This window comes from Flavobacterium erciyesense (assembly GCF_018069925.1).
In the GTDB taxonomy this organism is placed as follows: domain Bacteria; phylum Bacteroidota; class Bacteroidia; order Flavobacteriales; family Flavobacteriaceae; genus Flavobacterium; species Flavobacterium erciyesense.
The window spans coordinates 459,474-483,690 of sequence record NZ_JAGPXB010000001.1 but is presented as its reverse complement, the minus strand read 5'-3'; the positions used below and the strand labels follow the sequence as shown (position 1 = coordinate 483,690).

The following is a 24,217-nucleotide window of genomic DNA, read 5'->3' as shown; positions in this document are numbered from 1 at the left end:
AAGATAGCCTTTTATGCAGGAATGTCGCAAATGTGGAGATTATTGCAGGAACTAAGCGAATTACCCGAAGCGGACTGTGTTACTTTTTTTGAAGATATAGAATCACAATTATCATCTTTTTGGCAATGTAAAGCTACGGGCTTGTAAAATTTAAATTCCAGATAGTGAAAACAGTACAACAAATCAAGCACTTGATAGAAGACAATAGGCATCGCCTAAAGTATTATCATGAAGAAATGACTAAATCAGAACGCAATCGAATGATAAGGCGTAACGAGATTATGCTGGATTTACAACGCTATCTGGAGACAAACCCCAAAAAGGAAGTAATTGAGAGAGAAACGCAGCGACTTAAGAAAATTATCACCGCTAAAAAGGCCCAGTATTATTATTGGCGAACTTGTGTAATAACAGAAATTATGTTGCCAGCCATGCAAAGCCGTCTTTACTGTAAAGAATCCGGTCTAACGATGCTTAGAAAGCAATTAAAAAATTTAAACTTCATCTTGAATGAGAACCAGGAACAATCAACCCTTAGATAACAAAGTTTTCAACATTGCATCAACACTATTTGGCTTTGGAACCACCGAGGCAACAAAACAAATAAAGCTGGATGTTGCAGTAGAAAAGGTTGTTAACCAGGCGCCAATAAAGGCAATTTATCCCGCAATTATTGACGAAGCCTTTAGCCAAACAATGGATAATTACAGGCAATACATTGCGCACAAAAACTTTAGAGCTGATGCAGAAAACGAATTAATTGCAGATCATAACAGGATGGTTAGGCAGTATCGAAAAAAAGATAAAAACGGCTCCTACATTAACAACCTTACGGATATTCAGCAAGAATACTCGAGGCTTTTTCTTGAAAACAAAAGCTACAAGGTTCTGAACCCAACAGAGTATAACGAAAAGGTAGACGAGTTTTGTAAAACCTACGGGATGCTGATTCAAAAGCGAAAATTAATTACTGTAAAGTATCCTACTGAACTAATTTTTCAGAATTTACTATGCTTGTACAATCAACAGTTGATGGTAAAAAACAAGCGTTACATGATGCATGGCATTCTTGATAAGACTCCGCTTGAGGCTTTCAAAGTAAATTCATGGAAAGCTACCAAAATCAAAAGAAACGGGGTAATTAGCCTTCCTGTATGCAAAAAAACGATTTTAAACCATAGACTACGCCTTGAGGAATTTGGTGTGTTTACAGAGTATCATTTTGCAGGCTCAAATAGAGCCGTTGAATTACATATTAATCCTACAATTTTAGTTTTGAAGGACCTCCAAACTGGTAAAATTGTCAACGCTGAAAATCAACACGTTACCTCTGAGGATGGGAAAATAGTTCCTAATGATAATGAAAGTACAAGAACATTTATAAATGAAAATCAAATTAAGGAAGTTGAAAACTCAACTACCATTTTAAAAGGTCTCCCTTCGGTCGGTTCTTTTATTTTCTTTACAAGAACACCCGTCGGCAATGAGGGAAATCCAGCTGAGGGGGCCGCGGCCGAAAGTGTTAAAGTTTCACCAAAAAGCGAAAATATTCCCAACAGTCTCTCGGATAAGTTACAGCAACTGATCGTTCACCCCCAGGAACTGGCAGTAGATTTGGCTGAGGGTAAATTTAATACTTACAAGCCTATACGTTTGGAATACCTTGAGCGCGAAGCATACAGTGGGACCCTGCTCAATGAGGAATACCGCGAGCTTTGTATTCAGGATATTTTTAAAATGAGCGCCAAAATTTGGAAGGGCCGCACTCCCTACGCTGGTAGCTGGAAAAAAGCGATTAACCAATACTACTTAAGCAAGTTCATGGCCTTTACAGGAAATTCATTCAACAAATCAAACGTTTTTAGTGAAATGAAAGCCATGCGCTGGCGCTTGCACTGGGCCATGGCATGGTACCGAAAAAACAATACAGTAAATCCATTATTCCCTTCTGATTATTTTGATTTTACAAGAAAATCAAGCAAAGAAGTTGGTTTTGAGTACACAAAGCAAAAATATTCCGAACACCTGAAATACAAGGAAAAATCGGAAGTTTTGAGACAAAAACAAGAAGCTGCGGCCAAAAAGAGAGCTGCAACAATCAATTATTCGAAAAAATTTGAAAAAGTGGTTAATAATTTCTTTAAGGACAAACTGACTTTAACCGAATTGTACAACTACGTCGAGAAAAATTTACCTGAGGATTTCACACAAAAATTGCATGAAAAAATTGAGCAAAAAGCATTAAAGGCAAGCGAGAAATATGATTTTGTACGCTACGATCTAAGTGATTTTTAAAAACTGTCCTTAAATAATCTACTTTTTAAAGTTAAGACATGAGAAATTTAAGATTAACATTAAAATCGCACTGGTTCTATTTGACCAAAGCAGAAAAGACAGAGGACTATCGGGAAATCAATCAATATTGGTTCAAACGTCTGGTATATGATTATAAAAAAGTATTCAATTACTGCACAGGATACAATTGGGACGATGATTATATGAGAGATGAAGGTATAGATCATATCTGTAAATCAAAACTTAAAATGTTTGATTTTGTGCCTTTTTACAAAAACATAATGACTTTAGGTTATCCAAAAGTGGGCGAAACTAGCAAAATAATAGAGCTGCAGCATCTTGGAATTGAAATCAGTACAGGCAAACCAGAATGGGGAGCAGAACCAGACAAATTATATTTTGTCATTAAACACGGTCCCGAAACTGTTTAAATGTTCTTAAATAATCTACTTTTTAACTATGAGCGGACACAAAAATAAAATAATAGCTTTTAATTATTTCGGCGGAAAATTTTCTTGGTTGGAATATTTGTATTCCAATTTCCCTGAAAACTTCACTCATTTAGTAGAAGTTTTTGGAGGCTCACTTTCGGTTTCGCTAAATTATCCAAGGCCGTGTATTAAAACCGCAAAAGAAATCAACTCAGATATTACTAATTTTTTTGAAGTGCTACGAGATCATGAACCGGAACTAATTCGATTGTTATTATTAACTCCATGCAGTAACCAGGAGTATGACAATTGCTGGATAAAAACCGATGATAAAATAGAAAATGCCAGGAGATTCTATGTTAGAGTTAGGCAAAGTTTTTTTGGATTGGGTTGCAGCAGAAAAAACAAGGGTTGGCATTTTGCCAAACAGAATGGCGACACGCGGGGCGGCGAAACAGTTTCAAAATGGTTCAATGCACTTGAAAAACTGCATGAAGTTGCTGAAATTATCAGAAATAATTTTCAGATAACAAATTTTGATGCATTGGTAATTATTGAAAAAGCTGATTTTCCTAAAGCGTTTTTCTACTTGGATCCCCCATATTCTAAAAGAAGCCGAAAATCGTATAACGATTATGCTTTTGAATATACCGATGAAGATCATTTTGAGCTGGCCAGTAAATTACATAATATACAAGGTAAAGCGATGCTAAGTGGTTATGATTGCTCCTTAATGAATGACTTGTACAAAGATTGGAGAAAGGTAAAACTACCAGTTAAAAAAAACAACATTCGCTCTGGTGAAGTTCAAGAAGTAATTTGGATGAATTATGATGAACCCGATTTTAAGCTATTGCTTACGTAAAAAAATAATAATCTATTATTCAATTACTATGATTAAAAACAGCACTTACATCCGAAGTTTTACACCAAGGCAAAAGCAGCAGATGGAAACTATATCAGCTTCAGAAAAAATAAAAACTGCCGATAAAGTTTTGCTTTTTACTCTTGAAAATCACCAGGAACAAAAGCAAGAAATTGAAAGGCTAAAAAGGCTTCTGGAGTACAAGCAAAATAAAATAGAGAATTTAAAATTACAATTAGATGCCAGTATTTGAAAAGGAAAAATCAAAAATAAAAATGGTGATTTTAACCAAGGGTAAAGAAAGTAATCCCGTTTGGTATTCACCAGTGAAGCAGAACCGCAAACCCGAAAAAACTATTATGGAGGGAATGATAAGACGTTTTCAAAAAAGTAAGCTTTTTGCAATAACTAATGTGGTGCAGTTTTATGATACTTCATCAAATGAATTGATCGCCAAATTTACCAAATGACTTTCAAATTAAAGGCAGATACCATATTTGTAATAAGGTACGCCCTGGAGGAAATTTATTATTTAGAGAACAACAATACAGCCGGAAAAATAATAAGCCGATTTACTCTGTTTTCGTTAACCAAAAAGTTCACTAATAAGCAATTAGTGCTTTACAAGGAATTGCCCATTAATGACAACAAAAGACACTCAATGAGTTTCGAAATTCATGAGGCTGTTTTGTTAAAAAGCATTTTATTAAGTAAAAAAATTACTGATAATCAGTATTCAATAGTATTACTGAATCAGTTTATATCTGAATTGAATTTTTGAAAATTTCATACAATACAAATGCCAGAATCAACCAAAAGAAAGCCTTTGCAGCTAATGAATAGAAAAACAGAAAAACTTCCTTTTTATGAGGTAAAAATCGTTTCTAATCGCCTTGGAATGTCTGGTGCAAATATTAATTTTTTGAATGAGGAATTTTTTGGATTAAAACCAGGTGAATTAATAAATCAAATCGGAAACGGAAAGGAAAATGGAACAATCAGAACTGATAAATTTAAATACACTCTCAAGTTTGTTGGAGCTATTATGTGTGAATTTAAAAAGCCTGAAAAAATGTATGCTTTTGAACTTCCTGAAAAACTCAATAATGAATGCATCTATTTTTTATACGGAACGACAGGCAGTGAGATTTTTACAGAAGAAGTATACTCCAAAAAGCAAAAAAAATCATTTATGAGGTTTTATGCTCCAGTTTTTATAAAAGCTTAATTTTTATGAGCCATAAATAAAGTAGCGACAACAGAGTAAGTGATGAAAGCTTGCTAATAAGATTCAGATTGCTGTTACAATTATTGTTCTTTTTTAAAAAATAAACTCGAGACTGATAAATAAATCGACATTACTATAATAGTGTAGCTTCCTCTCAAAAAGTCAAATATATATAAAAAAGGAATAGAGAAAAGAGTTAAAATAAAAAAAGCATTCATGATATCTTTAAAGTACTTTTTCGGTTCGATTCTCAATGTTTTTATATTAAAAACTGTCACAATTATCAGTAAAAGTATAGCGAAATTTATTGGAGAAACAATGCAGAAAAGAAGCCTCTTAAAATAACTTCCGAATGTAAATAATTGAAAATCCCAGATTGCATAAGAAACCGAAAATATACCAGCAAGTAATAATAAAATTGAAGATAAAACTTTTAAAAAGTTTTGAATTTTTTTTTGAAAATTCAAAATCTTAATATATGATATGGAAATATTTTCTAAGTCATTATTAAGTATGGTAAATAAATCTCCCTTGATACGTTTTCTGAAAATAAATAAATCAGCAGTTTCAGAATGAAAAATTACATTTGGATCATTGTTATCAATCTGTTCATTGATGGCTGCAATTTTTATAGCATCATCAATTAAATTTAGTCGATAAAACTTATATGCTTCTTTAATCGTTATCGCTTCTACTTTACCTTCCTTGTCATGAAGTATTTCGTGAAGATTTCCAGTAAATAATTCGTCTTTAGATTTAACATCTACACGAGTATAATAAAGATCTCCGATTGAATGATTCAGGTTGTTTTGTTTAGTTGAATGAGTTAAATAATGCCAGTGATTTTGGAATTGAAAGATGCTGAATCTTCTTTCTAAACCTAAAAAGAAAACAAGTCGATTAATAAAAAAACCCAGAATTAAGGAAAACGCATAAATAGAAAATAGTAGATTTCCTGTCTGAATTATTTGTGCTTCAGATGAGAAAATTGTGGGAAGTTTATTTTCATAAATACATAAAAAGGTGTCAGTTAGTTCAGGAACACCTAGTTCAAATTGAACCTTTAATGGAGAATAAGTATTGAATAAATGAATGAATATACAGAAACTAGCCAACATCATGACGCTTGCTAATATATTCCAAAGTACTCTCTCAAAACTATTTCCGGATTCAAAATGTTTATTAAATCTTCCAGAGAAAAAGGCTCTCCTAAATAAAACTCCTGGAAATAAAAATACCATTATATAAATAATGGTATTAAATGCGATATTAATATTCAAAATTAAACAGAGATTGTAATATTCCTACCATTAAGGGTGATATCTTTTGTTGATGATTCCTTTATTACTTCATCAACAGCCTTTTGAAATTTCAATTTATCTTCTGGTTTTTGTAGTAATGACTCTAAGTTTTCGTCATTGGATTTAACAATTAAATCGTTTATTGAGCGAAATTCGTTAATCATAACGTTGAAAACAGAAGATAATACTCCTAAAAAACTAAGCAAATTTCTCATAGTTTCAATTATTTATAGTTCAAAGATAATATTTAGTTATATAAATTCTCATATTACAACGTTAAATTTTACAGTCTGGTCTGTTACTGGTGCAAGTTATCGCTAATTAGAGAACAAATAAAAAAAAATAATATCGAAAATCCGAAGCAGGATTACCAATTTTAGAGTCAAATAAATAATAAAGAGCCCCACAATCGAGGGGTTTTTTATTCAGTTTAATTTTCAAGAAGAGCTAAAGAAAAGCTAATGTTTTAGAACATACTTGCACCTCGGAACAAAGAGTGTTTAATTTGAATAAAAAAAAGATAATGAGCACTTACACAGCATCAAACGACAGCGAAGAGAACAATCCGGAATATATTTTTTCATTAACCTCGAACGAATTGCTAGGTGCAATTGTTCGCGGAGAGATTAACCCAGTAGATTTAGCGAAAATGACTCTAGCTAATCGCGGTTATGATAAAAATGGTAATTGGGTTGGATTTAAAAAATAAGAACATGAAAAATTTAAGAGGTAAAAAAGTAATGATTGATAGATTTTTAACCACAGACCCATTCAATAAAAGAGGCGAGGTTGGAACTGTAAACAATATCAAAGTAATTGATGAAGACAACGCAGATTTTACAATAAAATTTTCAGATGGTATTTTAGGAGTTTATCAATATGGTACTTTTGAATTGGTTTGATTTTTATTTCAAGCAATAAAAAACCCCTCAATTGAGGGGTTTTTGCTGCACTATAAATAAAAATCGTCAAATAATAACCTATAGTTCTACAGCTAGTAATTCTTTGCCTAAATTGTGAAGCGCTTTTTCTATTTTTTCTCTTTGTTCTGGTCTTGGTTTCCTATGGCCCGTGGCGTAGTGTTGAATTTGTTTTTGATTGATTCCTGTAATTTTCTCAAATGCTGAGTTTGAAAAAATTCCTTTGTAATAATTTAAAAGACTGATTGTATCAAATTTATAGGTAATTGTATAATTACTTTTTAACTCCGCGGGGCAATTGTCTAACTCTTTTAATGTTTCAATTGCATCTAAAATAGACTGTTTGCAATCATCGGCAGTGTCTCCAGCTCCAAAAATACCTGATACGTTTTCGGAATATGCTCCGAATGAATCAGAACTTTTTTCTATTATAATTTTAATCTCGTTGCTCATAATTTCTATATTTTTAAAGAAATGGGTTATAAACCCATTTCTTTTTTTAAACTTTTTTCTAATCCTGTTGGCATTTCTTTTGAACCGTGGTTAGGAATTACGACTGTTTGACTGTCTTTTTCCCAAATTTCGTGGCTTCCTTTTCCTTGCCTTAAAAGTTGCCAACCATTCCGTTTGACTAACTTAAAAAATTCGCTGTATTTCATAGACCTTGTTATTATTTGACTTTTCAAAGATAGTAAATTTACTATCATTAACAAGCGAAAAAGAAAGTTTTTTTACTAAAAAAGAAATTTTTTTTTCAGGAAATTTACAGCGAAGTAATGCTTGAGTTAGAATCTTTAAACAGCATGATATCGGTATAACTAGTTTGAAAATTTACGGGGTTTTTAGTCTCCATTCTATTTGCTCCAGTAAAAGGATTGCTCATTGGCGTTTTAGTTTCTATCCATTCGCAAAGCTCAATAATTGAAGATTTGTTGGATGTAAAATAAAAAAAACTAGTGCCATCCAGAACCTGAAGCACATCTAAATAATCGTTTAGTTTCCAGTAGCTCTTGTAGGTTCCTGTTTCAGTTGATAAATAGGGCGGGTCTACCAGAAAAACTACGTTTGGCTTATTTTTGTACTGATTGAAAAGTTTTTTATAATCTAAGCTAACTACTTCCAATCCTTCCAAATAACCTTCAGCTGTATAATTCGATTGGCGAACGGTATTGTAAAGTGTTTCTTTTTTTAATTGCTCCAGGGACAAAACATATTTCATCGAGAACAGGATGGAGCTGCTCAAAGTAATATAGTCTACGTATCCGTTTTGTTCTTCCAGTTCTACTCTAGCGATCACTTTTTGTTTTATGGAATCACTTATTTTTTTATCAGATGGGCTATCGTTTAAAATTAGCCTTATATCTGCAATAAGTAGATTGGTTTTGTCAATGTTAGCCAAACGCTCTGAAAAGCCGTCAAAATCGTTGTAAATGACTTTAGCATCGGGGTAAAACTGTTTAGTTGTGTGCGATAATAAACCACTACCTCCAAATAGGTCAATATAAATAGCATCAGGAGGGAATGCGGTTAATGCGTTTTTAAAATCTTTTAAAAATCTTCTCTTTTGGCCCATAAATGGCAACGGCGCTGCCGTGTAATTTTTCTTTTTTTGTAATTTCATTTTTTGATTGATGATTGATAATGTATATTTGTAACCTCACGGATTATTAGAAATAGCGAAGCCAAGCATTAGAAGACTTTTTGTCCTCCAACGCTTGGCTTTGTGCTAAAAATTAAAATCCGTGAGAAGTTTTTAATGTTGGAGGACTTTTTTTATCCTGTACTCCAAAGGATTTTTTTTGATTATTTACGGATTAAAATTCCATTTATTGACATCAAAAACCATTGATTCGTGATTTTTTAAGGCATAAATGACATTCCAGCCGTACATGTTGTCAAACAAAGGGCCTATTTTTTCAATTCGTACTGAATTAATATCAAACATACCAAACAACCAGGAACCATTTGTTTTATTTTCTTTTACTAAATAGGAAACGATATCCAGGGCAATATTTTCTAATCGATCCAAGACCTCGTTCTGTTTTTCAAAGTCGCCTACCTTACCTGCAAAATCTAATAACAAAAAGGATATTTTGATACTATTAAAATTAGAAACCATTTTGGTTGCACTTTCTAACTCGCTTGAGTGACTTTCTAAAAGCAATGCAGGTGTAGGAACTCCTGAACGAAACTGACCTATAATTTCATTCATATCGAACCTATAAAACCCATTAATGCCAACGTGAGCTGCGGCAATATTTTTGTGAAAATTTATTATTTCACTATGTGTTTTTCTAACCATTTTTTGCGCTATTTAGGTTTTCAGTAAACTCTTCAAGAAAAGTATAAATATTCGTGCTTTTGGTTTGTTCATGATTTCCAAATTTGCCACCAGCCATTTGCAGAATAACTTTACCAAATCCGTACTTACTATTAGAAACTTTTTTTGTGCCTTTCGGGAAAGCTTTCGGGAATCGCTTAACCAGATGATTTTTGCAACCAAAATAAGCCAGCTCGATACATAGCAAAACTGCAATAGGCAACTTTTTAAAATGCTTTATTTTATCCGGCAGATTGTTCTTGTCAAATGGCTCCCGTGGTTGTTTTTTTTTACTATACAGTACTGCTGCAAGGTAAATAAGGTATTCTTTGTCCTGGGTAGTTCTCCATTTAATATGCAGATCATCTGCAACAGAAAACTCTTCTGCAGTTAGGTTTGTAATTTTGTCGAGTGGTGGAAAATAGCCGTTGCTGATTTTCGGAAAAATAGTTCTGTCATTTGCTTTGTAAACAAAATCAAATGTTTTCTTGAGTGTCTTAATCGAAATTTGCGACAAAACGAATTTAACATGCATTCGTCTAGAGAATTGATACCAGCGGATGTTAAGTAAAATTTTAAAACACTGTAAATCAAAATAATTTCCTGTTTTTCCTGAATAAGAGAGTTTAGCCAGTTCTTTAAACTGGCTATCGGATAACTCATTCCATGATGCAGGGATTACGATATTAATTTTCATTATTGAAAAAAGTAATCAGCAATTGTTTCAATAGTAAATTGATCTTGTCCCATAAAAGATGTGACCACCTGGTTCAAGATGTTTTCTCCTTCTGAATTGGTAAATTTTATTTGAAAACTATCTTTGTTTTGGTAATTTTCAAATTTTAAGATTCCTCTTTTTAATTCTTTAAAATCTAAAACAGTAGGTTGTTTTGGTGCAAAAAACACGACGCGAACTAATTCTTCAGTAATATTTAATTCAGGTTTTACCTTGTAATACTGATTAATTATTTGTGAAGTTCGAGCATCTTTAATAAAGATCACACCGCCTTTTTCCTCGATGGTGTATTTAAAATCGATAAGACTTACAATTTCTGGCATTATAATGTTTGTTAGATGGATACTATTTTATTGTTTTTTTTCAATGCGCAAAAATTGGGTTTTGCCACACTCATCAAATACTTTAGCAGTAAATTGTTTTTTACCTAAAAATCTTGATTTTAAACCTAGAAACGTCCAGGGCTTTCGCTCCCAGTATGCAACTGCATGGGTATTGTTTTTAAGGTCCCGTTCTTGTACTGTAACTTTGAGTTTTTGGCCATCAAAAACAACTAATCCTTTCACAGTTAGGCATCCATTTGTATCGCTCCAGGATTGTTGTTTGGGAATGGTTTTTTTAACAGCATCAATTAATCCGGATACATCTGTTTCTTGTTTTATCGTGTCTTTGTAGATGTAGTTGGTTCTAATGATTTCAGTGATTCTATTTTCTTTGATTCCTGATTTTGCTAGCTTATTTTTTAAATCTGAATTTTGGTACTGCAGATATTCTTTGAGTTCAGTAACGTTCAAGATTTGTGTTGCATAATTTAAACTATCCGCTTTTCGAAGTGAAACCAAGTTTGCGGTTTGCCGTGTTTTTTCGGCTTTTTCGAACTGCCAATTTTTATAGAATAAACTAACCGTTACCAGGAGGATAACGATTGCAGCTATTTTAATTTTTTCTAACATTTTTTTGTTTTTAATTCCACTTTGTTTCTTTGGGTGCGAAGGATTTTCCTCCGTACAATAGGTTACTTATGATTTTGAATAATTTTTTCATGTGGCAAAATTATTTTCAGCATTTTTTAATTTTTTGTCGTAACCTTTAATCCAGTAATTTTTACCATTATAGTAATAGGCGATCATTTTGTGATTTCCGTTAATAACGGCTTGATGTAATCGAGCATTTGTTGCAATGAATTTTAAGCCTAGCCATAATTGATTACGCTCTGATACTTTGGCAAAATCCCACATTGCATTGACGCTTTTAAAGCCTAGGCGTTTCCAATTCTCACCCATCACTTGCATGCGGCCAATGGAGGTAGACTCCATAGCAGCTTTGGGGTTTTTCTTGAAAGCATCGTTAAAAGCTGCCCATTCCTTTGATTGTACATCAACTTTGTTTAATGACCAAAGTCCTGTAACATATCTGGAAATACGTTTGAAATAGTGAGGCTCAAATTGTATTTTTATTTTACCGGTTTTACGATCAAAACCTTCGCCATTAGATTCGACTAGATCGATAGATTTGACGCGGGCCAGCGGGTAGCCAAATTCAATGGCTAAATCGCGATACTCTTTTTCGGTAATCATTTTTTAAAATAGTTAAAAATTAATCCAAGCAACCCAACTACGATTATGGAAGCTAACCAGATAATGACTTTATTCAAATTATGGTTTTGGCTTTTTTCAAGTTCTAGTATTTTTAATCGATTTTCTAAATCTTTTATTCTGCCTGTAAGTCCTTTGTCTCCAGATAATGAACTGCCGAGTAGTGCTGTTTTAATTTCGGCAATATCTTTTTCAATTTGACTCATTATCTGTCTATCTTCCACATTCATAATACTATTGATTTGTATAAATTATTTTCTTGCCTTTAATCCGAATTTGACGAATAGCAAAGACAATTCATTATTGGTGGCACCAACTAGTAGTGCGACCCAGGCGCTAGGTTCTAGCTTTAAAGTTTCTTGAGAAAACCGCAAAAAAATGAAGGTGATAAAAAATCCTAGCAGCAAATTGATCGCGTTGTCCTGGAGAAGAAACCCCCAGCTCCATTTGCGTGGTGTATCATCAGAGGTTTTGTATTTTGCTTTTGCTCTTATTAAAATAGCAGTAAAGGCCCCAATAAAAGCTAGTAGGAACCAGGCTAAATAAGTTGGCACATCATTGGTGCCTAAAATTTGTTCTAAAAATTTGTTCATGTTTTCTTATTTTTTAGCGGCCACAAGTTTGTAGATAAGCTATACCTGAAACGACTGTCATATATTCAGAATATTGGTTTAAGCTATAAGCGCCATCCGGCAAAGGAATAGTTCCTTGCGAGTTCTGAAAAACGGCATCTCCACTATTTATACCTAAGCCATTACCCACAAAATAAGCAGTATTTGATGGCTCTAAACTACATGCGTCGTATCCGCTTGAATTGGGTCCTACAGCGACCTCCCGAGGGCCAGCTAAATAAACTTTTACTTCTAAGCTTGATTTATTCAAAGCAGAATCAACTAGAGTTCCTGAAGCGTCAAAAGTTTTTAAAACAATTATATTAATGTCTAAATGCTCTATTTTGTTTGTGAAAGCTGTTGTATTATTCAAAAAAACAGTTGTCTTATCCAAAATAAATGCAGAGTTGCTCATTAACCAGTAGGTACCAACTCCTGCTCTAATTATACTAACATTTTGTATTTCTCCGGGCAACAATGTTAGTATTGGATTGTCAGTGTCATACTGCGTAATTAGAGCATTGAAAGTTGTATATTTTGGTGCTGGAATATCATCAGTTAAAGCTATAGTTCCTGATCTATCTGGAACTTGGAGTGTACGCTCATCACCTTGTAAATTATCAGTTTTAAAATAAAATCCATTGCCATAATTGGATGTTCTAATACCAACACCTTTGACTGGATCAACTTTTAAATCTGTTCTATTTAAGATATTACCGAACAAATCTCTATGCTCGGATTTGATAGAAGATCCATCAAAATCAGCGCTAAATAATACACTTGTTTTGCTCAAACTATCATTTTGGTTCAAATAACTTCCTCCAATTTGAAATTTATCGTTGTCAATTAAAATCGCACTGTAAAGGGAATAATCATTTTTGAAAATCCTATAATTTAGCATTTCTGGTGCTAAAGTATAAACCGATGTTCGATTGTCATCTAGTACATTGCTATTAGTATATCCAGTTGATAACACACTTGCTAAATCGATGGGTAATGAATTACTAAACAAATCGCTAAGTTTTCTATGTTTTACAACTTTGTTAGCGCCCCAAACTAAAACAGAATCGTTTGCGGTACCAATAGGCACGTTTTGGAGTTGTAGTTTTTTTGAAATTACGTTGTTGGTCTGCGCATCCGCCATCATCCCGATAGCTAAAATGCATAATGTTAAAACTTTTTTCATTTTATCTAATATTTCCTTCTTGTGGGATTTCTTCGTTCTCGTTGTAGCTAGACAATAACAATGGATCGCCACCGTAATAGGTACCAGCATTTAAAAACTGTCCCTCTACAAAGCCAATAACTGTGTCTCCAGCTTCAATGTTTTCATTGCCTTGATTGTTACGGCCTTTGAAGATTAGTAGTGCTCCAAATGGAATACAAGAAACGTTTACAACCCCAACGCCGTTGCCCCCACCTTTTTTAAAAACTATTTCGTTCAAGAGTGAAATGCATTCACTTTGGGATTCAGGCACCACGCCATCAATTTCATATTCATCAAAAAGAATAGTGTCCTGAACTGTGGTTTTTTGCCTTTGTACGGGAATGAGTTTTACCCCTTTTTTACCGGCCAATAAATCAACCCCAATAGCCTCGTAAGAGCGAGGCCTTCTGATTCCGTTTAGTAAAAAATAATCTGCCCCTGGTACTGATTCAATTTCTGCTTTTGTCATTTTACATTTTTTTTGTTTTTATTGAGATTGTAAAATTCATTCTAATCGAAAAAATAAAATAGGACACTAAAGTGCAACGATGCCCTTGGTATTGTATACCTTGAATTTTGCAGGGGTTTTTAGTTTTAAAGGATTTTCAAATTCTGAAAAGCTTTCGGGATTAGCAATTATTAAATCTTTGCCAAGCCCGATGTAGTTCGAACCGTTATCAATATTTTTTTTGATTGCTCGATTAAGTTGTTCAACTGCTTTACCATAATCCACCGCTTTGGCCGTTTCATTTGGTAGGGTGTCGAATTTTAATTTTATACCTGAAGAATCCAAATTAAATATGCCTTCGTCATAAACTTTGGCAATAGTAAAATGCACGATTGCTTTTTGTAGATATTCTTTTAGTTTTACAATAGTCTTCTCTGTTGGATTGGATTTTAGGTACTGAATTAATTGATCAGACAAAAAGCAATTGATGTATTGGTCTTCTACCTGACGAATTGCGGGTGTTAAGGCTAAAAATGTTTGTCTGCTATCAAAAATGTTGTAGACTTTTTGAAATTCAGTTGTATTATGAACTAGTAGTTCTTTGTTTTTAGAGGCAAATTTTTCGGTCCAAACTGTAAATACTAGCGGGTTTTCTTCAAGAATAGTTAATAGCAGGTCCATGCTTTCGTGTCCGGAGCGTAAAAGCTCGCGGCGTATGTCGTTTAATTGCCACCATTCTATATTTTTTCTGTTTTCACTTATTGTATTAGACATCCCTGAACTATCCATATTAACAGAATTAAATGGGGTAAAAAGGAAATAACCAAAGTTAGCCAGCGCCGAACGTAAATGTTCGCGTGCCTGGTTTAGAATTTCAGCGTTTTCGTTTGTAGCTTCATCTTTTAGTAATGCATGTAAGTCGCCTACGTATTTGTTTGTGTAGGAGTTGATCGCTTTATTTATATAGGGTTCAAAATCTTTGAATTCAAAGTTTTGAGCAACAGAAATATATTTTTTTAAGTCTTCAGTTGTGGTAAGAATCATATTGTAGCGTTTTGAGTTCCGGTTGGATTTTTATCCAAAGTTGTTAATACTGTATTTTCAAAATTGGCTGAAATGGTTTCATCCCATTGATTGTAACCTGCAACAAAATCGTAGATTTCTAGAACCGTTTCGCGATCCGTTTTTTTCAAGGCTTGTAAGATGTTGAAAGCGGCATTTTTATCAGAACCAGAACCTGCTCCAAGTTTACCGCCTGGTATTCCGGCACCGATTAGTGATGGATCCACACCCATTGCAAAAAGAATTTCGGAGTTAGCGGCTTCGGCTTCTGGAAGGTAAACACCATCTTTTAGTTTGTCATCTGGAGATGAAATTTTCAAAGCAGATGTTTGTACGCCTTTTTCATCCGCGAACATCATAGATTGAATGGATTTACCAGCATTTTTGGTTGTAACCAATCCTTCGTTTATTCCGTCAATTAGATCTTGACGGATTTTTTGCCTTTCTTCAACGGTATAATCTTTCCAGCTATTGCCGTATATTTGTTCAAAATAGCGCTCGTCAACTTCGACCATGTATTTTATGGCTGCCTGATTTTCGAACATTGCTTTTTTATATTCGGGAATAGAATTAGCAACGTCTAACCAGCCATTATTTACAACACTATGCCACTCTGCTTGTGGATAGTATGCTTCATCAATTAAAGGGTAAAATACAGGCCTAATGAATTTGTAAATTTTGTTAGCCTGGCAGTAAGCTCGCACTTCCTCTGGGGACCAATAACTATCAATTAATGGTACTTTTGAAACAAAAGGCGAATCCTCAGAAACAGATTCTTTTCCGAATTTTTCGGATATGTAGACATTTTCAACAAGTCCGTTTTCCTCATTCATTATTTCAAAGCGACACCAAGCGGCTTGATGTCGTTTTACTCTATTGATTGTTTTGAAATTGTTGGATAGAATATATTCAGGAAATCCAATAGAAAACCATTCCATATCAGCAATGATCTCTTTAAAAAACCTAGGTACTTGAGAGGTTTTAAAGAAAGTATTTATTTCAGGATACTTTAAAATATCAACAAGTTTTGGCGCTTTCTTTCCATTTTCATCAGGAGTGTTATTTACCAAGATAATACCACTACCATAATGCGCTTTTCTTAGAAAGCGTAATGCAGATGAACCAGAACCTGAGGATTTAATGGCTTTTAATATTTTTTGAGGATAATCATTATTGGGACCCCAGGAAGCAATTCTTCCTTTTTTGTCTTTAACTTGAATATTTAAAGTAGTTGGAGCTTCAAGACTAGAACCTGAAGTATTTTTGAACGTATATGCGATGCCTATTCCTTTATGCTCAGAAACTGCAATATTGCCAAAGAATTTAGTTGAACTCATTAGTAAATTACTTTTCGGTTGTTGATTGATATGATAAAATCTATCCTTATTTTTTTTAAATCTCCATTTTGCAACTCAATATTTCTAGTGCGGTTTTCGAAGTGGATTGGTTTTCTTTTTGATTTTTCGATAGCGAAAATTGCTTGAATAGATTTGCTTTGCGCACCATTTAAATTGGCCTCAGGTAGATATTTGACTTTCTCATAAACTTTCAATTTTCCACCTTTCTTGGTTTGAGAATTAAAAGTTCGGTAGGTTAAGTCGAAAGGGAAAGGCTTTCCTTCTTTGTCTTTCAGTTGCATAATCTGCAAGGCTTCTTTTAGATGTATAGTTGTGCTTTCCATTTTACAAAGCACTTAAAAGTGAAAAACATAAAATAGGACAGGTTTTTTTGTACAGAAGTTATGTTTTTAGTTCGTTTATTCTATTTTTTAAAAAGTTAAATTATTGTTTGTCAATTATTTAACTACTTTTAAATTATTTAAAAATCTATTTTCTAACGATTGTGCACGCCTGTCCCTTAAATTTTTTACACTTTCCATATTGAAAAATTCAGGATATATGAAAAGCTATGTAGTTTTAATTTTGAATTCGCCTGCGAAAGATTTCTTTCCCTTGAAGATATCATTGTACATGGTAACAATAGGAATGTCGAATGCATCACTGAGGTGGGTGGCATGCTGTTGTAGTATGGATTTGTTCCGTTCGCTGCCTTTCCATTTCTCTACTGCTTCAGTAAGTCCTTCTCGCGCCTCTGCACGTTCCAATGATATGATCAGGTCAGCGTTGTTGTGTTCGTTGATTCGAATAGTAGGCAGCCCACTATAGCCTTTTAACATAGCGTTAATCAGTAGGTATTTATCGAAGTGTGAAGCAGCTGAAGCTTTACTCATTACGTATACTTTCCAACCATGTTTTTGCAAAATGTCTTCTACTTGTTGAAATAACGTTCTGTTGCTATTTGCTGATCTATTGTGTCCATCATGGCCACCATATAAATAAATAATTTTTTCTTGATGCGGTTGGTAGTATGGAAGGAACTGTTCAATGAATAAGTCATCTAATAACTTCGGTGATTTGACAAAAAAAGATTTTAATATTCTTAGTTCATTCTCATGTTTCTGCATAACAACCGCGCAATTGAATACACCCCAGTCCAGGGATAAAATAAGCGGTTCGTGTCTTTGAATATCATTATCTTGGTGGCAATTGAAGTGCTCCTTTTTTGCAACTACTCCAATAGTCTCAAGATAACTATTGTTGTAGTCGGTATAATAGTGTTTATCCGGATTAATGTTAGCGTAAAAACCGTCCGTTATTTCTTTTGGCCTAATGTTTAAGATTTCGGCATTGTAGATTAATTCGCTGGTTGCTTCTTCTCTCATTTCTTTGAACCAACCTGCTCTCAGATAAGGATTGCTCAAAGCGCTACATTTTAAAAAGAAGTATGTTGTTGGGTCTTCGAGCGCTTTTTTTTCCATCTCAACATACCATTTTCCTTTCTTTGTGATTGGAGTTGAAGAATAGTAAGCTTCGGATCCAACGTAAGGGTTGTTTCCGTAAACTGCCTTTTTCGCAACCCTGTTCGTTGCTTTGACGTTGACGTATAATTTTTCAGGATCAAGAAGAGCCGCCTCATCTCCAGTAATTGAACTTGAATTTAATCCACGTCCAGAATTAGGATTGTCAAGCGATACTAATTGGTAAATTGTGCCATTACTAAAATGGATAATATTGTTCCATCCCGATGGACCAGTAGGAGGCTGGAATGGCATTTCAAAACCGTTTTTTTTGCCACATTTTCCAACAACATAATCAACATCTTGATAAAGGTTGTACATTTCCAATCCTTCAATAGCACTGGGTAATGTTCTAGATAGCATTTGCGAATATGTACAGCCGACCAGGGCATTAGATGATCTCGGTAGATTAGCTGCAATATCTCGGAGTCTTTTTCCTAAAATTGTAGTTTTTCCGGCGCCACGACCGCCTTCCAAATATTTTTTTGGTTGTTTAGCTAATTCAAACGTTAACTGCGGTATTGTTAGTTCAATATTTTTAATCATTCGTCAATTCTTCAAAATTAACATCGGTGACATTTAGGTTGTTAAAATCCGCGGTACCTTTACCAACCATGTTCTCTAATACGGTAAGCATTTGTTTTGGTAGGACAATTCTAATCTCTTTGTTTTCTAATTTTTCAGGATTGAATTCCAATTTGTCTTCATCTAAATTGCCATATTGCGCCAATAACGCTAGAGCTTTGGCCTCGTTTACACGGTCGTTTTTTTGGCGGCATCTTTTCAAGTAATCTCTGGTCCACTCCAGCCACATCGCTCTTGAAGCTTCATTGCTAGTTTGGGTAATTGAACCAAAAATATTTTCAGCGTTACGAATATCAATGTACGCTTGTGCCTGTTTAATACCGAAATCTTTAACTAACATATTGGCTATTTCAATTTTTCCATAGCCTTTTGCAGTAAAAGAAGTAATTACAACCCATCTGCATCGAATTTCCTCTAACTTATCAGATAGAGGAAATTCTTCAGGATTGATATAGAAAGCTTTGATTTTATCAAAGGTGCTGTCGCCTATTTTTGTGAGCATCGGCCTCTTTTTATCGCCCATCTATCAGTTTGGTTATAATTTGTAATTCTTCATTTTTTTTAATTAAATCAGCATCTTGTTTAGTTGCTAATTTTTGTAAGCGTGCTTTTCCTGAAATACTCTCCATTGTGGAAATCAGGTTTAAATTTTCATCAAATCGCTTTTTCATTTTGGAGATGTTTTGAAATAGATACTGTTGCTTTTTGACTAATTGCGCTGCAGTTAATTTTTCAAAACCAGAGGTAAGTTCTTTGGGCAATTGACGATGTTCTAACCAAAAATCAATTTTTTTCCAGCAAATGCGATTTATTTTAAAATTGTCCGAAATCTGCATCTGCATCCGCAAAGCTTCCTCTTCAGCATCCGGTTCTAGGTCGTTGAGTGTGACTTTTAAAAAACAATTCTTTCGAAAAAGTTCGTTTGCCTTTAATAATTCTGGACGTAGTTCAGGAGGCAAATCGTGAAACATTAATTGTTGCTTTTTTTCAGCAGCAATTGCAGTTGCTTCAATGTTTAATTTCGGTTTTTCTGGAATTTTAGCAATTACTGGAGCAGCTGAATTTCTTAATTTTCCTAATTCATACTTCAATTTTTCAAAATTGGCAGATGATTGTTTTTTGAATAATCGCAATAAATTAGCATTGGGAGATTTCGACTCGCTATAAATTGCTACGCCTTCAGCATAAGGGCAGTTATCTGAAAACCATTTTTCAACTCGTTCCATTTTAATAGTAAGCCGAAAGAATTATAAGTATAATCCATATAAACACAATAAGCACTGTTGCAACCGAGCGAATTTTGTTTTTTTCTAGTATAGCATCTTTGGTTAAAGAAAATCCTGCTAAAAATAACCATGTTATTAAAATGTAGTGAAAGATGTTCATTTGTATAAAGTTTTAATTTTATACAAATATGGAAAGTGTAAAAATCAAAAAATAGGACATAAAAAAACCACTCAATAGAGTGGTTTGTGTATTTCGGAATAAATTTTTATTTCTTTGAAATTTTATTCGTAAACATGCACCATCCAGTTACTAGTTGGTGTTTGATGATAGGTACTTTTTCGTTGTCTTCATCCTTTTCAAATTCAATTCGGTCAATTGTATAAACAAAGCGTTCGAATTCCAAAGATAACAAAATATCATTTAACTCATAATCATTGATGCAATCGTTAGGGAAGCTCAAAAATAAAAATTGTAAAAATTCCTCAGTTGTAAACTTTGCATTGGCAAGATCTGGATAAGTTGGTTCAAAATTTAATTCAATGAACTTTTTAATTTCAGCAACGTAATCAAACATAGTTTTATGATTTAAAAAAAACCGCCCTAATAGTAGAGCGGTTTTTTATTTATAAATATCTAAACAAATTATGGAGCAGGTACTACTTGGATTTCACCTTTGTAAATACTTGCAGGACCAAGATTTTTATCCTTAAAAGTTATTTTAGCTGAGTTTTTACCCTCAAGAGCCGCAGCTATTTCGTGTTCTAAATTTTCAGCTGATGCACCATATTTAGACCAGCCTAACTGTCTGATGTTCCCGGTTCCTACTTCTTCAACTAGTACAATTAAATCGTCATTTTTTATGGCGCGCATAAAACCTAGATTTTGACTTTTTGAACCAGCAACTTCAATAGTTACTTCATTTTCAAATAATTTGTTGCGTTTTGTGCCAATTGACTTTGTTTTTACTTCTCCAGTTTCCTGAACAAAGTCAATTGTTTTAAAGCATTTCGTTGTTTTGAATTCATGATTCGCTTCGATTTCCATCAATTGCTCAAAACTCGCAGCAACATTATCCGGATCCTCATCTTCCATTTTTTTAGTGTCCACAATAACTGCGAAATCACTTTTTTTGGCATACCATACTTTTGTTGCTAAACCTCCAATTGGTTCAGCGCTTTCTCCTCCTAAATCTTCTAAATTCATGGTTATACTTTTTTAATGATAAATGAATTTACAGAAATTAGAGTTTCCAAAACATCTGCATTTTCATCAATTGCTTTTTGAGAATCATACTCCTGTCCTTTAAATCTAAATTTCGGAACAGTTATTTGATATTCTTGCTCGTTTAAACCAATAAAAGATAATGGTGCAAGAATCACAGCCTCCTGCACTTCTTCTTGCCCTTCATCTTCATCGGTAATTATTTTAACACCAATTATTCTAGATTGATCGTTATTATCATCGCTAGCATCTGTTTCTGTTGTCTCTTTGATTGCGGCTTTGTTATCAATATTCTCAGTCTCTACTGGTTTAGTAACTTCGTTAACTGCGGCATTGTTTTCAATAACCGCAGTTTCTGCTTTTTTGGCAACCTCAGGAGTTTCCTTTTGGCTGTTGTTCTTTTTATCTGACATAATTAAAAATTAAGCTGGTTTATAAACGTAAACTAATTGATCGTAACCAAATCCAAGGCCTTCCCACCAGTCCAGCATTAAGAATATTTGGCGCAATGCTTCCTCTACTCTTGGATTAGACATTCCGTTTACTCTTCTGATGTATAAATAATTATCATCTGGAGTTGCCCAGATGTAAGGTGATCCTGCCATTGAAGGCAATCCTTTAATCTTCACGTTGTCAGCAAAGTCAATTGTGATTTTTCCAGCATCATAATTAACATCGTTACCATGCGTGTTTCTTTTGTCGCGTAGATAAGCTTTCACTCTTGCTGTCGACATGTAGATTGTAGTCGGAACTCCTGCCAATGTATCATCCAGATTGTCTGCAAATTCCTCGACCATCTCAAAGATGTTAGCATTTGTAGGCTCAGAAGAGAGTGCTACGGCATTCATTGTTCCAGCTGCTAAACCGTCGTCTAATTTCTTTTTGATACCGTCCATGGTATCTTTAGCATTACCAGCAACACCAGGAGTAGGGGCTACATATACACCTTTGAAATATGCTTTTGACTCCATATCGTTTTTCAACTGTGGGACAATTTCATTTTCAAGCATGTATTTTACGATAGGCCAATTTTTTCGCTCGTCTTCAGTAAGACTTCCTAAAAATCCTAACCAGGATCCTTTCACGTCATCTGGATACAATGCCAAATCAATCTTCATATTTCGAAGCGTGATTGTATTTGGTTTAAAGGTGATGTCTCCTTTTTCAGTAAATTTCTTTTGAAATTGCTGAACAATTTCTTGAAAAATTACATTGGAAAATCGGTATAATTCTCCATCGTAAATAATTGGTTTTGCACAATCTGCTGTGATTGAAGGTAAGCGAAGTGCAGATTTTAATCTTGCCATATCCTGACCTTCAGGAATGTAATAGGCTCCAAATGCTGCTACAATATCAGTTTTTTCTACTGCCATGGGTTTGTATTTTTTTTTATGTTAATTGTTCAAAGCAGCAGAAACATCAATTCCTCCTACTTCATTTGTTTTTTCAAATTCCGGTTTATTATCAATTTTCACATTTGTATGTGAACCACCATCTTTACTAGCCATTTCGGTAACTTTTTCCGTCAGAGCTGTTAATTTTTCGTCAATCGTTCCGGTAGCAGTTACTCCAGCTTCAACAAGTATAGCATCTACCGAAGTTTCTAAACTAGCAATAGTTCCCTGCGCTGTGGCTAATTCGGGATTTTCTTTGGCTGCGGCCAATTGAGTTTTCAAATCGGATTCGGATGCTTCTAGTGATTCAATTTTGTTTTCAATTAAGTCCAGTTGTTCCTCGTTGAAGTATGTCCCTTTATCAGTGCTTGCTAATGCAGCTGTTAAGCCTAGCGTGGCTTGTAATTTTAGCAGTGTTTTGCTCATGATTTTATTATTAGTGTTGTTTAATTGCTCGTTTTTATCCTTTAAGTTGGACAAGCTAAATACTTTGTCAATAGCGGTTTGCAAATCTCCTAGTTCGTCAATCAGTCCCATTTCTAAAGCCTTCACTCCGCCCCATGTTGAGCCATCAAAAACGGCTTCGTTAAGTCCTGGACGGGTTGCTTTCATATCCTGGTGAAAAGTCGTTACTATTGGATCTAGTACATTTTTGATGTAAGGCTCGTAGTTAGAATTATTGACTACTTCGCGGTAATCTGCATTTTTTCCAGTTGATTTTGTAGCGTAGAATTCATGTACTTTTGCACCGTATTTTTCCCAAATACCTGTAAAATCTACAATTGTAGTGTAAGCACCAATAGAGCCAATAGCATCGGCTCTTTTATTGGCAACTATCCATTTTGCAGCATTGCCTATATAGTAGGCCGCTGAACACATGTAACCATCGGTATAGCTAACAACAGGTAGTGGATAGGCAGTTAGATAATCATAAAACTCACCGGTGCCATAAACTTGACCGCCGCCGCTATCGATATTCAAAACAACTCCTGCAATGTTTGGGTCGTTTTTATACCGGTCTAAAATAGACATGAATGATTTTGTACCTAAATATTCCCAGGAAGAGAATTTCTGAATAGGAGTCTTGATAGACAAAATTAAAACAGTTTTTGCGCTAACTCCAGAACCGCCCTCTGTTGATGCCATGCGTTGGCTTAGAGCAAGCGTTTCTTTTTCTGTTTCGGTTTTGGATGGGGTTTTGCCTAAAACAAATGCGGAATACAGCACAGGTAGTAAAGACTGTGCGTATTCTTTATTGATGTAAAAAGGGCTTGCAAAAATACTTTGTAGATCGTTTTCCAAGGCAAAAAAATTTGTACTTATTATTGAAGTACAAATTTTGTTTTTTGCGTAATCTTAAAATAGGACAATTTTTTTACAACTTATAGTGTACTGGTCTATGACGCATTTCGCCTTTTATGCTTACCATTATTAATCCTGCATCTTCAATTTTTTTACCTTCGTCAATTTTCCAATTAAAAATTAAAGGCGTTTCATTAGTACCGTATAATTTCTTTATTCCGGTATTAAGTGTTAATAGCGCGACGACAGATTTGTTTTGATATTTGTCTAAATATTTTTCTAGTGATAGCACTCGGTTCGAAAAATTGAAAACAATTTCAATAGGGTAGGTAGTTCCATTGGCGGCTTGTTTAGGAGGAATATTGACATCTATGCTTTCGTCTATAATTTTACCATAATCTTCTACTACACATTCAGGAAGTATTATTTGATTTGCTGTTTCGTCATTAAGCACAATGGGCCAGTTACTAGTGTCTTCAATAAGAAAAAATTCCACTTTGCAAAACCCTCCTAACTGTTCAAAATCTGTATCCATAAAATTTATTTTTTTTAAATTGTCGTATTGTTACGCCTTGCTGTCATTGGCTTAACGCTCTATTTTATTCAAAAATG

The 24,217-nt window shown here is 34.1% G+C and carries 35 protein-coding genes; 9 read left to right on the top strand and 26 right to left on the bottom strand.

Annotated features, from left to right (window positions below):
- The first annotated feature begins 164 nt into the window (after positions 1–164).
- The 7 genes from KBJ98_RS02185 (at position 165) to KBJ98_RS02155 (ending at position 4,819) form a co-directional block, all read left to right on the top strand.
- Positions 165–542, top strand: a complete 378-nt coding sequence (locus tag KBJ98_RS02185) for a hypothetical protein (RefSeq protein WP_210788051.1) — start codon at positions 165–167, stop codon at positions 540–542.
- The gene (locus KBJ98_RS02180) at positions 511–2,295 is read left to right on the top strand and encodes a hypothetical protein (RefSeq protein ID WP_210788050.1); all 1,785 of its coding nucleotides are present in this window, start codon (positions 511–513) and stop codon (positions 2,293–2,295) included. The genes KBJ98_RS02185 and KBJ98_RS02180 overlap by 32 nt, the downstream gene beginning before the upstream one ends.
- A 38-nt stretch (positions 2,296–2,333) precedes the next feature.
- A complete protein-coding gene (locus KBJ98_RS02175) occupies positions 2,334–2,726 on the top strand; it encodes a hypothetical protein (protein WP_210788049.1) in 393 nt (130 codons plus the stop codon).
- A 28-nt stretch (positions 2,727–2,754) separates the two neighbouring features.
- Positions 2,755–3,591: a DNA adenine methylase gene (locus KBJ98_RS02170; RefSeq protein ID WP_210788048.1), complete on the top strand. Its 837-nt coding sequence runs from the start codon at positions 2,755–2,757 to the stop codon at positions 3,589–3,591.
- A gap of 82 nt (positions 3,592–3,673) precedes the next feature.
- Entirely contained in the window at positions 3,674–3,844 is a 171-nt protein-coding gene (locus KBJ98_RS02165) for a hypothetical protein (RefSeq protein WP_210788047.1), read from the top strand.
- Positions 3,831–4,061: a hypothetical protein gene (locus KBJ98_RS02160; protein ID WP_210788046.1), complete on the top strand. Its 231-nt coding sequence runs from the start codon at positions 3,831–3,833 to the stop codon at positions 4,059–4,061. The genes KBJ98_RS02165 and KBJ98_RS02160 overlap by 14 nt, the downstream gene beginning before the upstream one ends.
- Before the next feature lie 329 nt (positions 4,062–4,390).
- Entirely contained in the window at positions 4,391–4,819 is a 429-nt protein-coding gene (locus KBJ98_RS02155) for a hypothetical protein (protein ID WP_210788045.1), read from the top strand.
- 80 nt (positions 4,820–4,899) lie between these two features.
- Here KBJ98_RS02155 and KBJ98_RS02150 read toward each other — a convergent pair whose 3' ends face one another.
- Together KBJ98_RS02150 and KBJ98_RS02145 are read right to left on the bottom strand one after the other, a co-directional pair.
- Positions 4,900–6,099, bottom strand: a complete 1,200-nt coding sequence (locus KBJ98_RS02150; protein ID WP_210788044.1) for a hypothetical protein — start codon at positions 6,097–6,099, stop codon at positions 4,900–4,902.
- Between the two features lie 2 nt (positions 6,100–6,101).
- Positions 6,102–6,335: a hypothetical protein gene (locus KBJ98_RS02145; RefSeq protein ID WP_210788043.1), complete on the bottom strand. Its 234-nt coding sequence runs from the start codon at positions 6,333–6,335 to the stop codon at positions 6,102–6,104.
- Positions 6,336–6,643: 308 nt separating this feature from the next.
- Between KBJ98_RS02145 and KBJ98_RS02140 the strand changes: the two genes are divergently transcribed.
- Both KBJ98_RS02140 and KBJ98_RS02135 read left to right on the top strand, forming a co-directional pair.
- Entirely contained in the window at positions 6,644–6,829 is a 186-nt protein-coding gene (locus KBJ98_RS02140; RefSeq protein ID WP_210788042.1) for a hypothetical protein, read from the top strand.
- A 4-nt stretch (positions 6,830–6,833) separates the two neighbouring features.
- Complete coding sequence (locus tag KBJ98_RS02135) at positions 6,834–7,022, top strand: hypothetical protein (RefSeq protein ID WP_210788041.1); 189 nt, start codon at positions 6,834–6,836, stop codon at positions 7,020–7,022.
- 78 nt (positions 7,023–7,100) lie between these two features.
- On the opposite strand, the gene KBJ98_RS02130 is transcribed toward KBJ98_RS02135, so the two are convergent.
- The 24 genes from KBJ98_RS02130 to KBJ98_RS02015 all read right to left on the bottom strand — a co-directional run bounded on the left by KBJ98_RS02130 (position 7,101) and on the right by KBJ98_RS02015 (position 24,140).
- The gene (locus tag KBJ98_RS02130) at positions 7,101–7,493 is read right to left on the bottom strand and encodes a type II toxin-antitoxin system HicB family antitoxin (protein ID WP_210788040.1); all 393 of its coding nucleotides are present in this window, start codon (positions 7,491–7,493) and stop codon (positions 7,101–7,103) included.
- A gap of 26 nt (positions 7,494–7,519) precedes the next feature.
- Positions 7,520–7,699, bottom strand: a complete 180-nt coding sequence (locus tag KBJ98_RS02125; RefSeq protein WP_210788039.1) for a type II toxin-antitoxin system HicA family toxin — start codon at positions 7,697–7,699, stop codon at positions 7,520–7,522.
- 104 nt (positions 7,700–7,803) lie between these two features.
- A complete protein-coding gene (locus KBJ98_RS02120; protein ID WP_210788038.1) occupies positions 7,804–8,661 on the bottom strand; it encodes a DNA adenine methylase in 858 nt (285 codons plus the stop codon).
- Positions 8,662–8,847: 186 nt separating this feature from the next.
- Positions 8,848–9,342 (bottom strand): hypothetical protein, encoded by a 495-nt coding sequence (locus KBJ98_RS02115; protein WP_210788037.1) that lies wholly within the window; start codon positions 9,340–9,342, stop codon positions 8,848–8,850.
- The gene (locus KBJ98_RS02110) at positions 9,335–10,057 is read right to left on the bottom strand and encodes a hypothetical protein (RefSeq protein ID WP_210788036.1); all 723 of its coding nucleotides are present in this window, start codon (positions 10,055–10,057) and stop codon (positions 9,335–9,337) included. Before KBJ98_RS02110 ends, KBJ98_RS02115 begins: the two co-directional genes overlap by 8 nt.
- Entirely contained in the window at positions 10,057–10,419 is a 363-nt protein-coding gene (locus tag KBJ98_RS02105; protein WP_210788035.1) for a hypothetical protein, read from the bottom strand. Before KBJ98_RS02105 ends, KBJ98_RS02110 begins: the two co-directional genes overlap by 1 nt.
- Before the next feature lie 27 nt (positions 10,420–10,446).
- Positions 10,447–11,049 (bottom strand): hypothetical protein, encoded by a 603-nt coding sequence (locus KBJ98_RS02100; protein ID WP_210788034.1) that lies wholly within the window; start codon positions 11,047–11,049, stop codon positions 10,447–10,449.
- A gap of 87 nt (positions 11,050–11,136) precedes the next feature.
- Entirely contained in the window at positions 11,137–11,673 is a 537-nt protein-coding gene (locus KBJ98_RS02095) for an N-acetylmuramidase domain-containing protein (protein ID WP_210788033.1), read from the bottom strand.
- The gene (locus tag KBJ98_RS02090) at positions 11,670–11,921 is read right to left on the bottom strand and encodes a hypothetical protein (RefSeq protein WP_210788032.1); all 252 of its coding nucleotides are present in this window, start codon (positions 11,919–11,921) and stop codon (positions 11,670–11,672) included. The genes KBJ98_RS02095 and KBJ98_RS02090 overlap by 4 nt, the downstream gene beginning before the upstream one ends.
- Positions 11,922–11,942: 21 nt before the next feature.
- The gene (locus KBJ98_RS02085; RefSeq protein WP_210788031.1) at positions 11,943–12,284 is read right to left on the bottom strand and encodes a hypothetical protein; all 342 of its coding nucleotides are present in this window, start codon (positions 12,282–12,284) and stop codon (positions 11,943–11,945) included.
- A gap of 13 nt (positions 12,285–12,297) precedes the next feature.
- Positions 12,298–13,488 (bottom strand): hypothetical protein, encoded by a 1,191-nt coding sequence (locus KBJ98_RS02080; protein ID WP_210788030.1) that lies wholly within the window; start codon positions 13,486–13,488, stop codon positions 12,298–12,300.
- A 1-nt stretch (position 13,489) separates the two neighbouring features.
- Positions 13,490–13,978: a hypothetical protein gene (locus KBJ98_RS02075; RefSeq protein ID WP_210788029.1), complete on the bottom strand. Its 489-nt coding sequence runs from the start codon at positions 13,976–13,978 to the stop codon at positions 13,490–13,492.
- Positions 13,979–14,044: 66 nt separating this feature from the next.
- Positions 14,045–15,001 carry a DUF6712 family protein gene (locus KBJ98_RS02070; RefSeq protein ID WP_210788028.1) on the bottom strand — a complete coding sequence of 319 codons (957 nt, stop codon included), beginning with the start codon at positions 14,999–15,001 and terminating at the stop codon, positions 14,045–14,047.
- Positions 14,998–16,356 carry a hypothetical protein gene (locus tag KBJ98_RS02065; protein WP_210788027.1) on the bottom strand — a complete coding sequence of 453 codons (1,359 nt, stop codon included), beginning with the start codon at positions 16,354–16,356 and terminating at the stop codon, positions 14,998–15,000. The genes KBJ98_RS02070 and KBJ98_RS02065 overlap by 4 nt, the downstream gene beginning before the upstream one ends.
- Positions 16,356–16,700, bottom strand: a complete 345-nt coding sequence (locus KBJ98_RS02060; protein WP_210788026.1) for a hypothetical protein — start codon at positions 16,698–16,700, stop codon at positions 16,356–16,358. Before KBJ98_RS02060 ends, KBJ98_RS02065 begins: the two co-directional genes overlap by 1 nt.
- 225 nt (positions 16,701–16,925) lie before the next feature.
- Complete coding sequence (locus KBJ98_RS02055) at positions 16,926–18,239, bottom strand: hypothetical protein (RefSeq protein ID WP_225899045.1); 1,314 nt, start codon at positions 18,237–18,239, stop codon at positions 16,926–16,928.
- Between the two features lie 175 nt (positions 18,240–18,414).
- Positions 18,415–18,963, bottom strand: coding sequence for a hypothetical protein (locus KBJ98_RS02050; RefSeq protein WP_210788024.1), 549 nt, complete (start codon positions 18,961–18,963; stop codon positions 18,415–18,417).
- 10 nt (positions 18,964–18,973) lie between these two features.
- Positions 18,974–19,687 (bottom strand): hypothetical protein, encoded by a 714-nt coding sequence (locus tag KBJ98_RS02045; RefSeq protein ID WP_210788023.1) that lies wholly within the window; start codon positions 19,685–19,687, stop codon positions 18,974–18,976.
- A gap of 266 nt (positions 19,688–19,953) precedes the next feature.
- Positions 19,954–20,262, bottom strand: coding sequence for a hypothetical protein (locus tag KBJ98_RS02040; protein ID WP_210788022.1), 309 nt, complete (start codon positions 20,260–20,262; stop codon positions 19,954–19,956).
- Positions 20,263–20,330: 68 nt separating this feature from the next.
- Positions 20,331–20,891 carry a hypothetical protein gene (locus KBJ98_RS02035; RefSeq protein WP_225899044.1) on the bottom strand — a complete coding sequence of 187 codons (561 nt, stop codon included), beginning with the start codon at positions 20,889–20,891 and terminating at the stop codon, positions 20,331–20,333.
- A gap of 2 nt (positions 20,892–20,893) precedes the next feature.
- The gene (locus KBJ98_RS02030; protein ID WP_210788021.1) at positions 20,894–21,322 is read right to left on the bottom strand and encodes a hypothetical protein; all 429 of its coding nucleotides are present in this window, start codon (positions 21,320–21,322) and stop codon (positions 20,894–20,896) included.
- A gap of 9 nt (positions 21,323–21,331) precedes the next feature.
- Entirely contained in the window at positions 21,332–22,282 is a 951-nt protein-coding gene (locus KBJ98_RS02025) for a hypothetical protein (RefSeq protein WP_210788020.1), read from the bottom strand.
- Between the two features lie 21 nt (positions 22,283–22,303).
- Positions 22,304–23,605, bottom strand: coding sequence for a S49 family peptidase (locus tag KBJ98_RS02020; RefSeq protein ID WP_210788019.1), 1,302 nt, complete (start codon positions 23,603–23,605; stop codon positions 22,304–22,306).
- 73 nt (positions 23,606–23,678) lie between these two features.
- Positions 23,679–24,140: a hypothetical protein gene (locus KBJ98_RS02015; RefSeq protein WP_210788018.1), complete on the bottom strand. Its 462-nt coding sequence runs from the start codon at positions 24,138–24,140 to the stop codon at positions 23,679–23,681.
- Between the last annotated feature and the right edge of the window lie 77 nt (positions 24,141–24,217).

Bases quoted from the DNA above. Each gene is read 5' to 3' on its own strand.
- KBJ98_RS02095 (WP_210788033.1), bottom strand. From the start codon at position 11,673: ATGATTACCGAAAAAGAGTATCGCGATTTAGCCATTGAATTTGGCTAC.
- KBJ98_RS02030 (WP_210788021.1), bottom strand. From the start codon at position 21,322: ATGTCAGATAAAAAGAACAACAGCCAAAAGGAAACTCCTGAGGTTGCC.
- KBJ98_RS02175 (WP_210788049.1), top strand. From the start codon at position 2,334: ATGAGAAATTTAAGATTAACATTAAAATCGCACTGGTTCTATTTGACC.
- KBJ98_RS02110 (WP_210788036.1), bottom strand. From the start codon at position 10,057: ATGAAAATTAATATCGTAATCCCTGCATCATGGAATGAGTTATCCGAT.
- KBJ98_RS02015 (WP_210788018.1), bottom strand. From the start codon at position 24,140: ATGGATACAGATTTTGAACAGTTAGGAGGGTTTTGCAAAGTGGAATTT.
- KBJ98_RS02140 (WP_210788042.1), top strand. From the start codon at position 6,644: ATGAGCACTTACACAGCATCAAACGACAGCGAAGAGAACAATCCGGAA.
- KBJ98_RS02130 (WP_210788040.1), bottom strand. From the start codon at position 7,493: ATGAGCAACGAGATTAAAATTATAATAGAAAAAAGTTCTGATTCATTC.
- KBJ98_RS02105 (WP_210788035.1), bottom strand. From the start codon at position 10,419: ATGCCAGAAATTGTAAGTCTTATCGATTTTAAATACACCATCGAGGAA.
- KBJ98_RS02055 (WP_225899045.1), bottom strand. From the start codon at position 18,239: ATGCTATCTAGAACATTACCCAGTGCTATTGAAGGATTGGAAATGTAC.
- KBJ98_RS02085 (WP_210788031.1), bottom strand. From the start codon at position 12,284: ATGAACAAATTTTTAGAACAAATTTTAGGCACCAATGATGTGCCAACT.
- KBJ98_RS02100 (WP_210788034.1), bottom strand. From the start codon at position 11,049: ATGTTAGAAAAAATTAAAATAGCTGCAATCGTTATCCTCCTGGTAACG.
- KBJ98_RS02125 (WP_210788039.1), bottom strand. From the start codon at position 7,699: ATGAAATACAGCGAATTTTTTAAGTTAGTCAAACGGAATGGTTGGCAA.
- KBJ98_RS02045 (WP_210788023.1), bottom strand. From the start codon at position 19,687: ATGGAACGAGTTGAAAAATGGTTTTCAGATAACTGCCCTTATGCTGAA.
- KBJ98_RS02135 (WP_210788041.1), top strand. From the start codon at position 6,834: ATGAAAAATTTAAGAGGTAAAAAAGTAATGATTGATAGATTTTTAACC.
- KBJ98_RS02080 (WP_210788030.1), bottom strand. From the start codon at position 13,488: ATGAAAAAAGTTTTAACATTATGCATTTTAGCTATCGGGATGATGGCG.
- KBJ98_RS02035 (WP_225899044.1), bottom strand. From the start codon at position 20,891: ATGAATTTAGAAGATTTAGGAGGAGAAAGCGCTGAACCAATTGGAGGT.
- KBJ98_RS02165 (WP_210788047.1), top strand. From the start codon at position 3,674: ATGGAAACTATATCAGCTTCAGAAAAAATAAAAACTGCCGATAAAGTT.
- KBJ98_RS02180 (WP_210788050.1), top strand. From the start codon at position 511: ATGAGAACCAGGAACAATCAACCCTTAGATAACAAAGTTTTCAACATT.
- KBJ98_RS02070 (WP_210788028.1), bottom strand. From the start codon at position 15,001: ATGATTCTTACCACAACTGAAGACTTAAAAAAATATATTTCTGTTGCT.
- KBJ98_RS02145 (WP_210788043.1), bottom strand. From the start codon at position 6,335: ATGAGAAATTTGCTTAGTTTTTTAGGAGTATTATCTTCTGTTTTCAAC.
- KBJ98_RS02090 (WP_210788032.1), bottom strand. From the start codon at position 11,921: ATGAATGTGGAAGATAGACAGATAATGAGTCAAATTGAAAAAGATATT.
- KBJ98_RS02170 (WP_210788048.1), top strand. From the start codon at position 2,755: ATGAGCGGACACAAAAATAAAATAATAGCTTTTAATTATTTCGGCGGA.
- KBJ98_RS02025 (WP_210788020.1), bottom strand. From the start codon at position 22,282: ATGGCAGTAGAAAAAACTGATATTGTAGCAGCATTTGGAGCCTATTAC.
- KBJ98_RS02060 (WP_210788026.1), bottom strand. From the start codon at position 16,700: ATGGAAAGCACAACTATACATCTAAAAGAAGCCTTGCAGATTATGCAA.
- KBJ98_RS02115 (WP_210788037.1), bottom strand. From the start codon at position 9,342: ATGGTTAGAAAAACACATAGTGAAATAATAAATTTTCACAAAAATATT.
- KBJ98_RS02075 (WP_210788029.1), bottom strand. From the start codon at position 13,978: ATGACAAAAGCAGAAATTGAATCAGTACCAGGGGCAGATTATTTTTTA.
- KBJ98_RS02050 (WP_210788024.1), bottom strand. From the start codon at position 18,963: ATGCTCACAAAAATAGGCGACAGCACCTTTGATAAAATCAAAGCTTTC.
- KBJ98_RS02160 (WP_210788046.1), top strand. From the start codon at position 3,831: ATGCCAGTATTTGAAAAGGAAAAATCAAAAATAAAAATGGTGATTTTA.
- KBJ98_RS02040 (WP_210788022.1), bottom strand. From the start codon at position 20,262: ATGTTTGATTACGTTGCTGAAATTAAAAAGTTCATTGAATTAAATTTT.
- KBJ98_RS02120 (WP_210788038.1), bottom strand. From the start codon at position 8,661: ATGAAATTACAAAAAAAGAAAAATTACACGGCAGCGCCGTTGCCATTT.
- KBJ98_RS02155 (WP_210788045.1), top strand. From the start codon at position 4,391: ATGCCAGAATCAACCAAAAGAAAGCCTTTGCAGCTAATGAATAGAAAA.
- KBJ98_RS02065 (WP_210788027.1), bottom strand. From the start codon at position 16,356: ATGAGTTCAACTAAATTCTTTGGCAATATTGCAGTTTCTGAGCATAAA.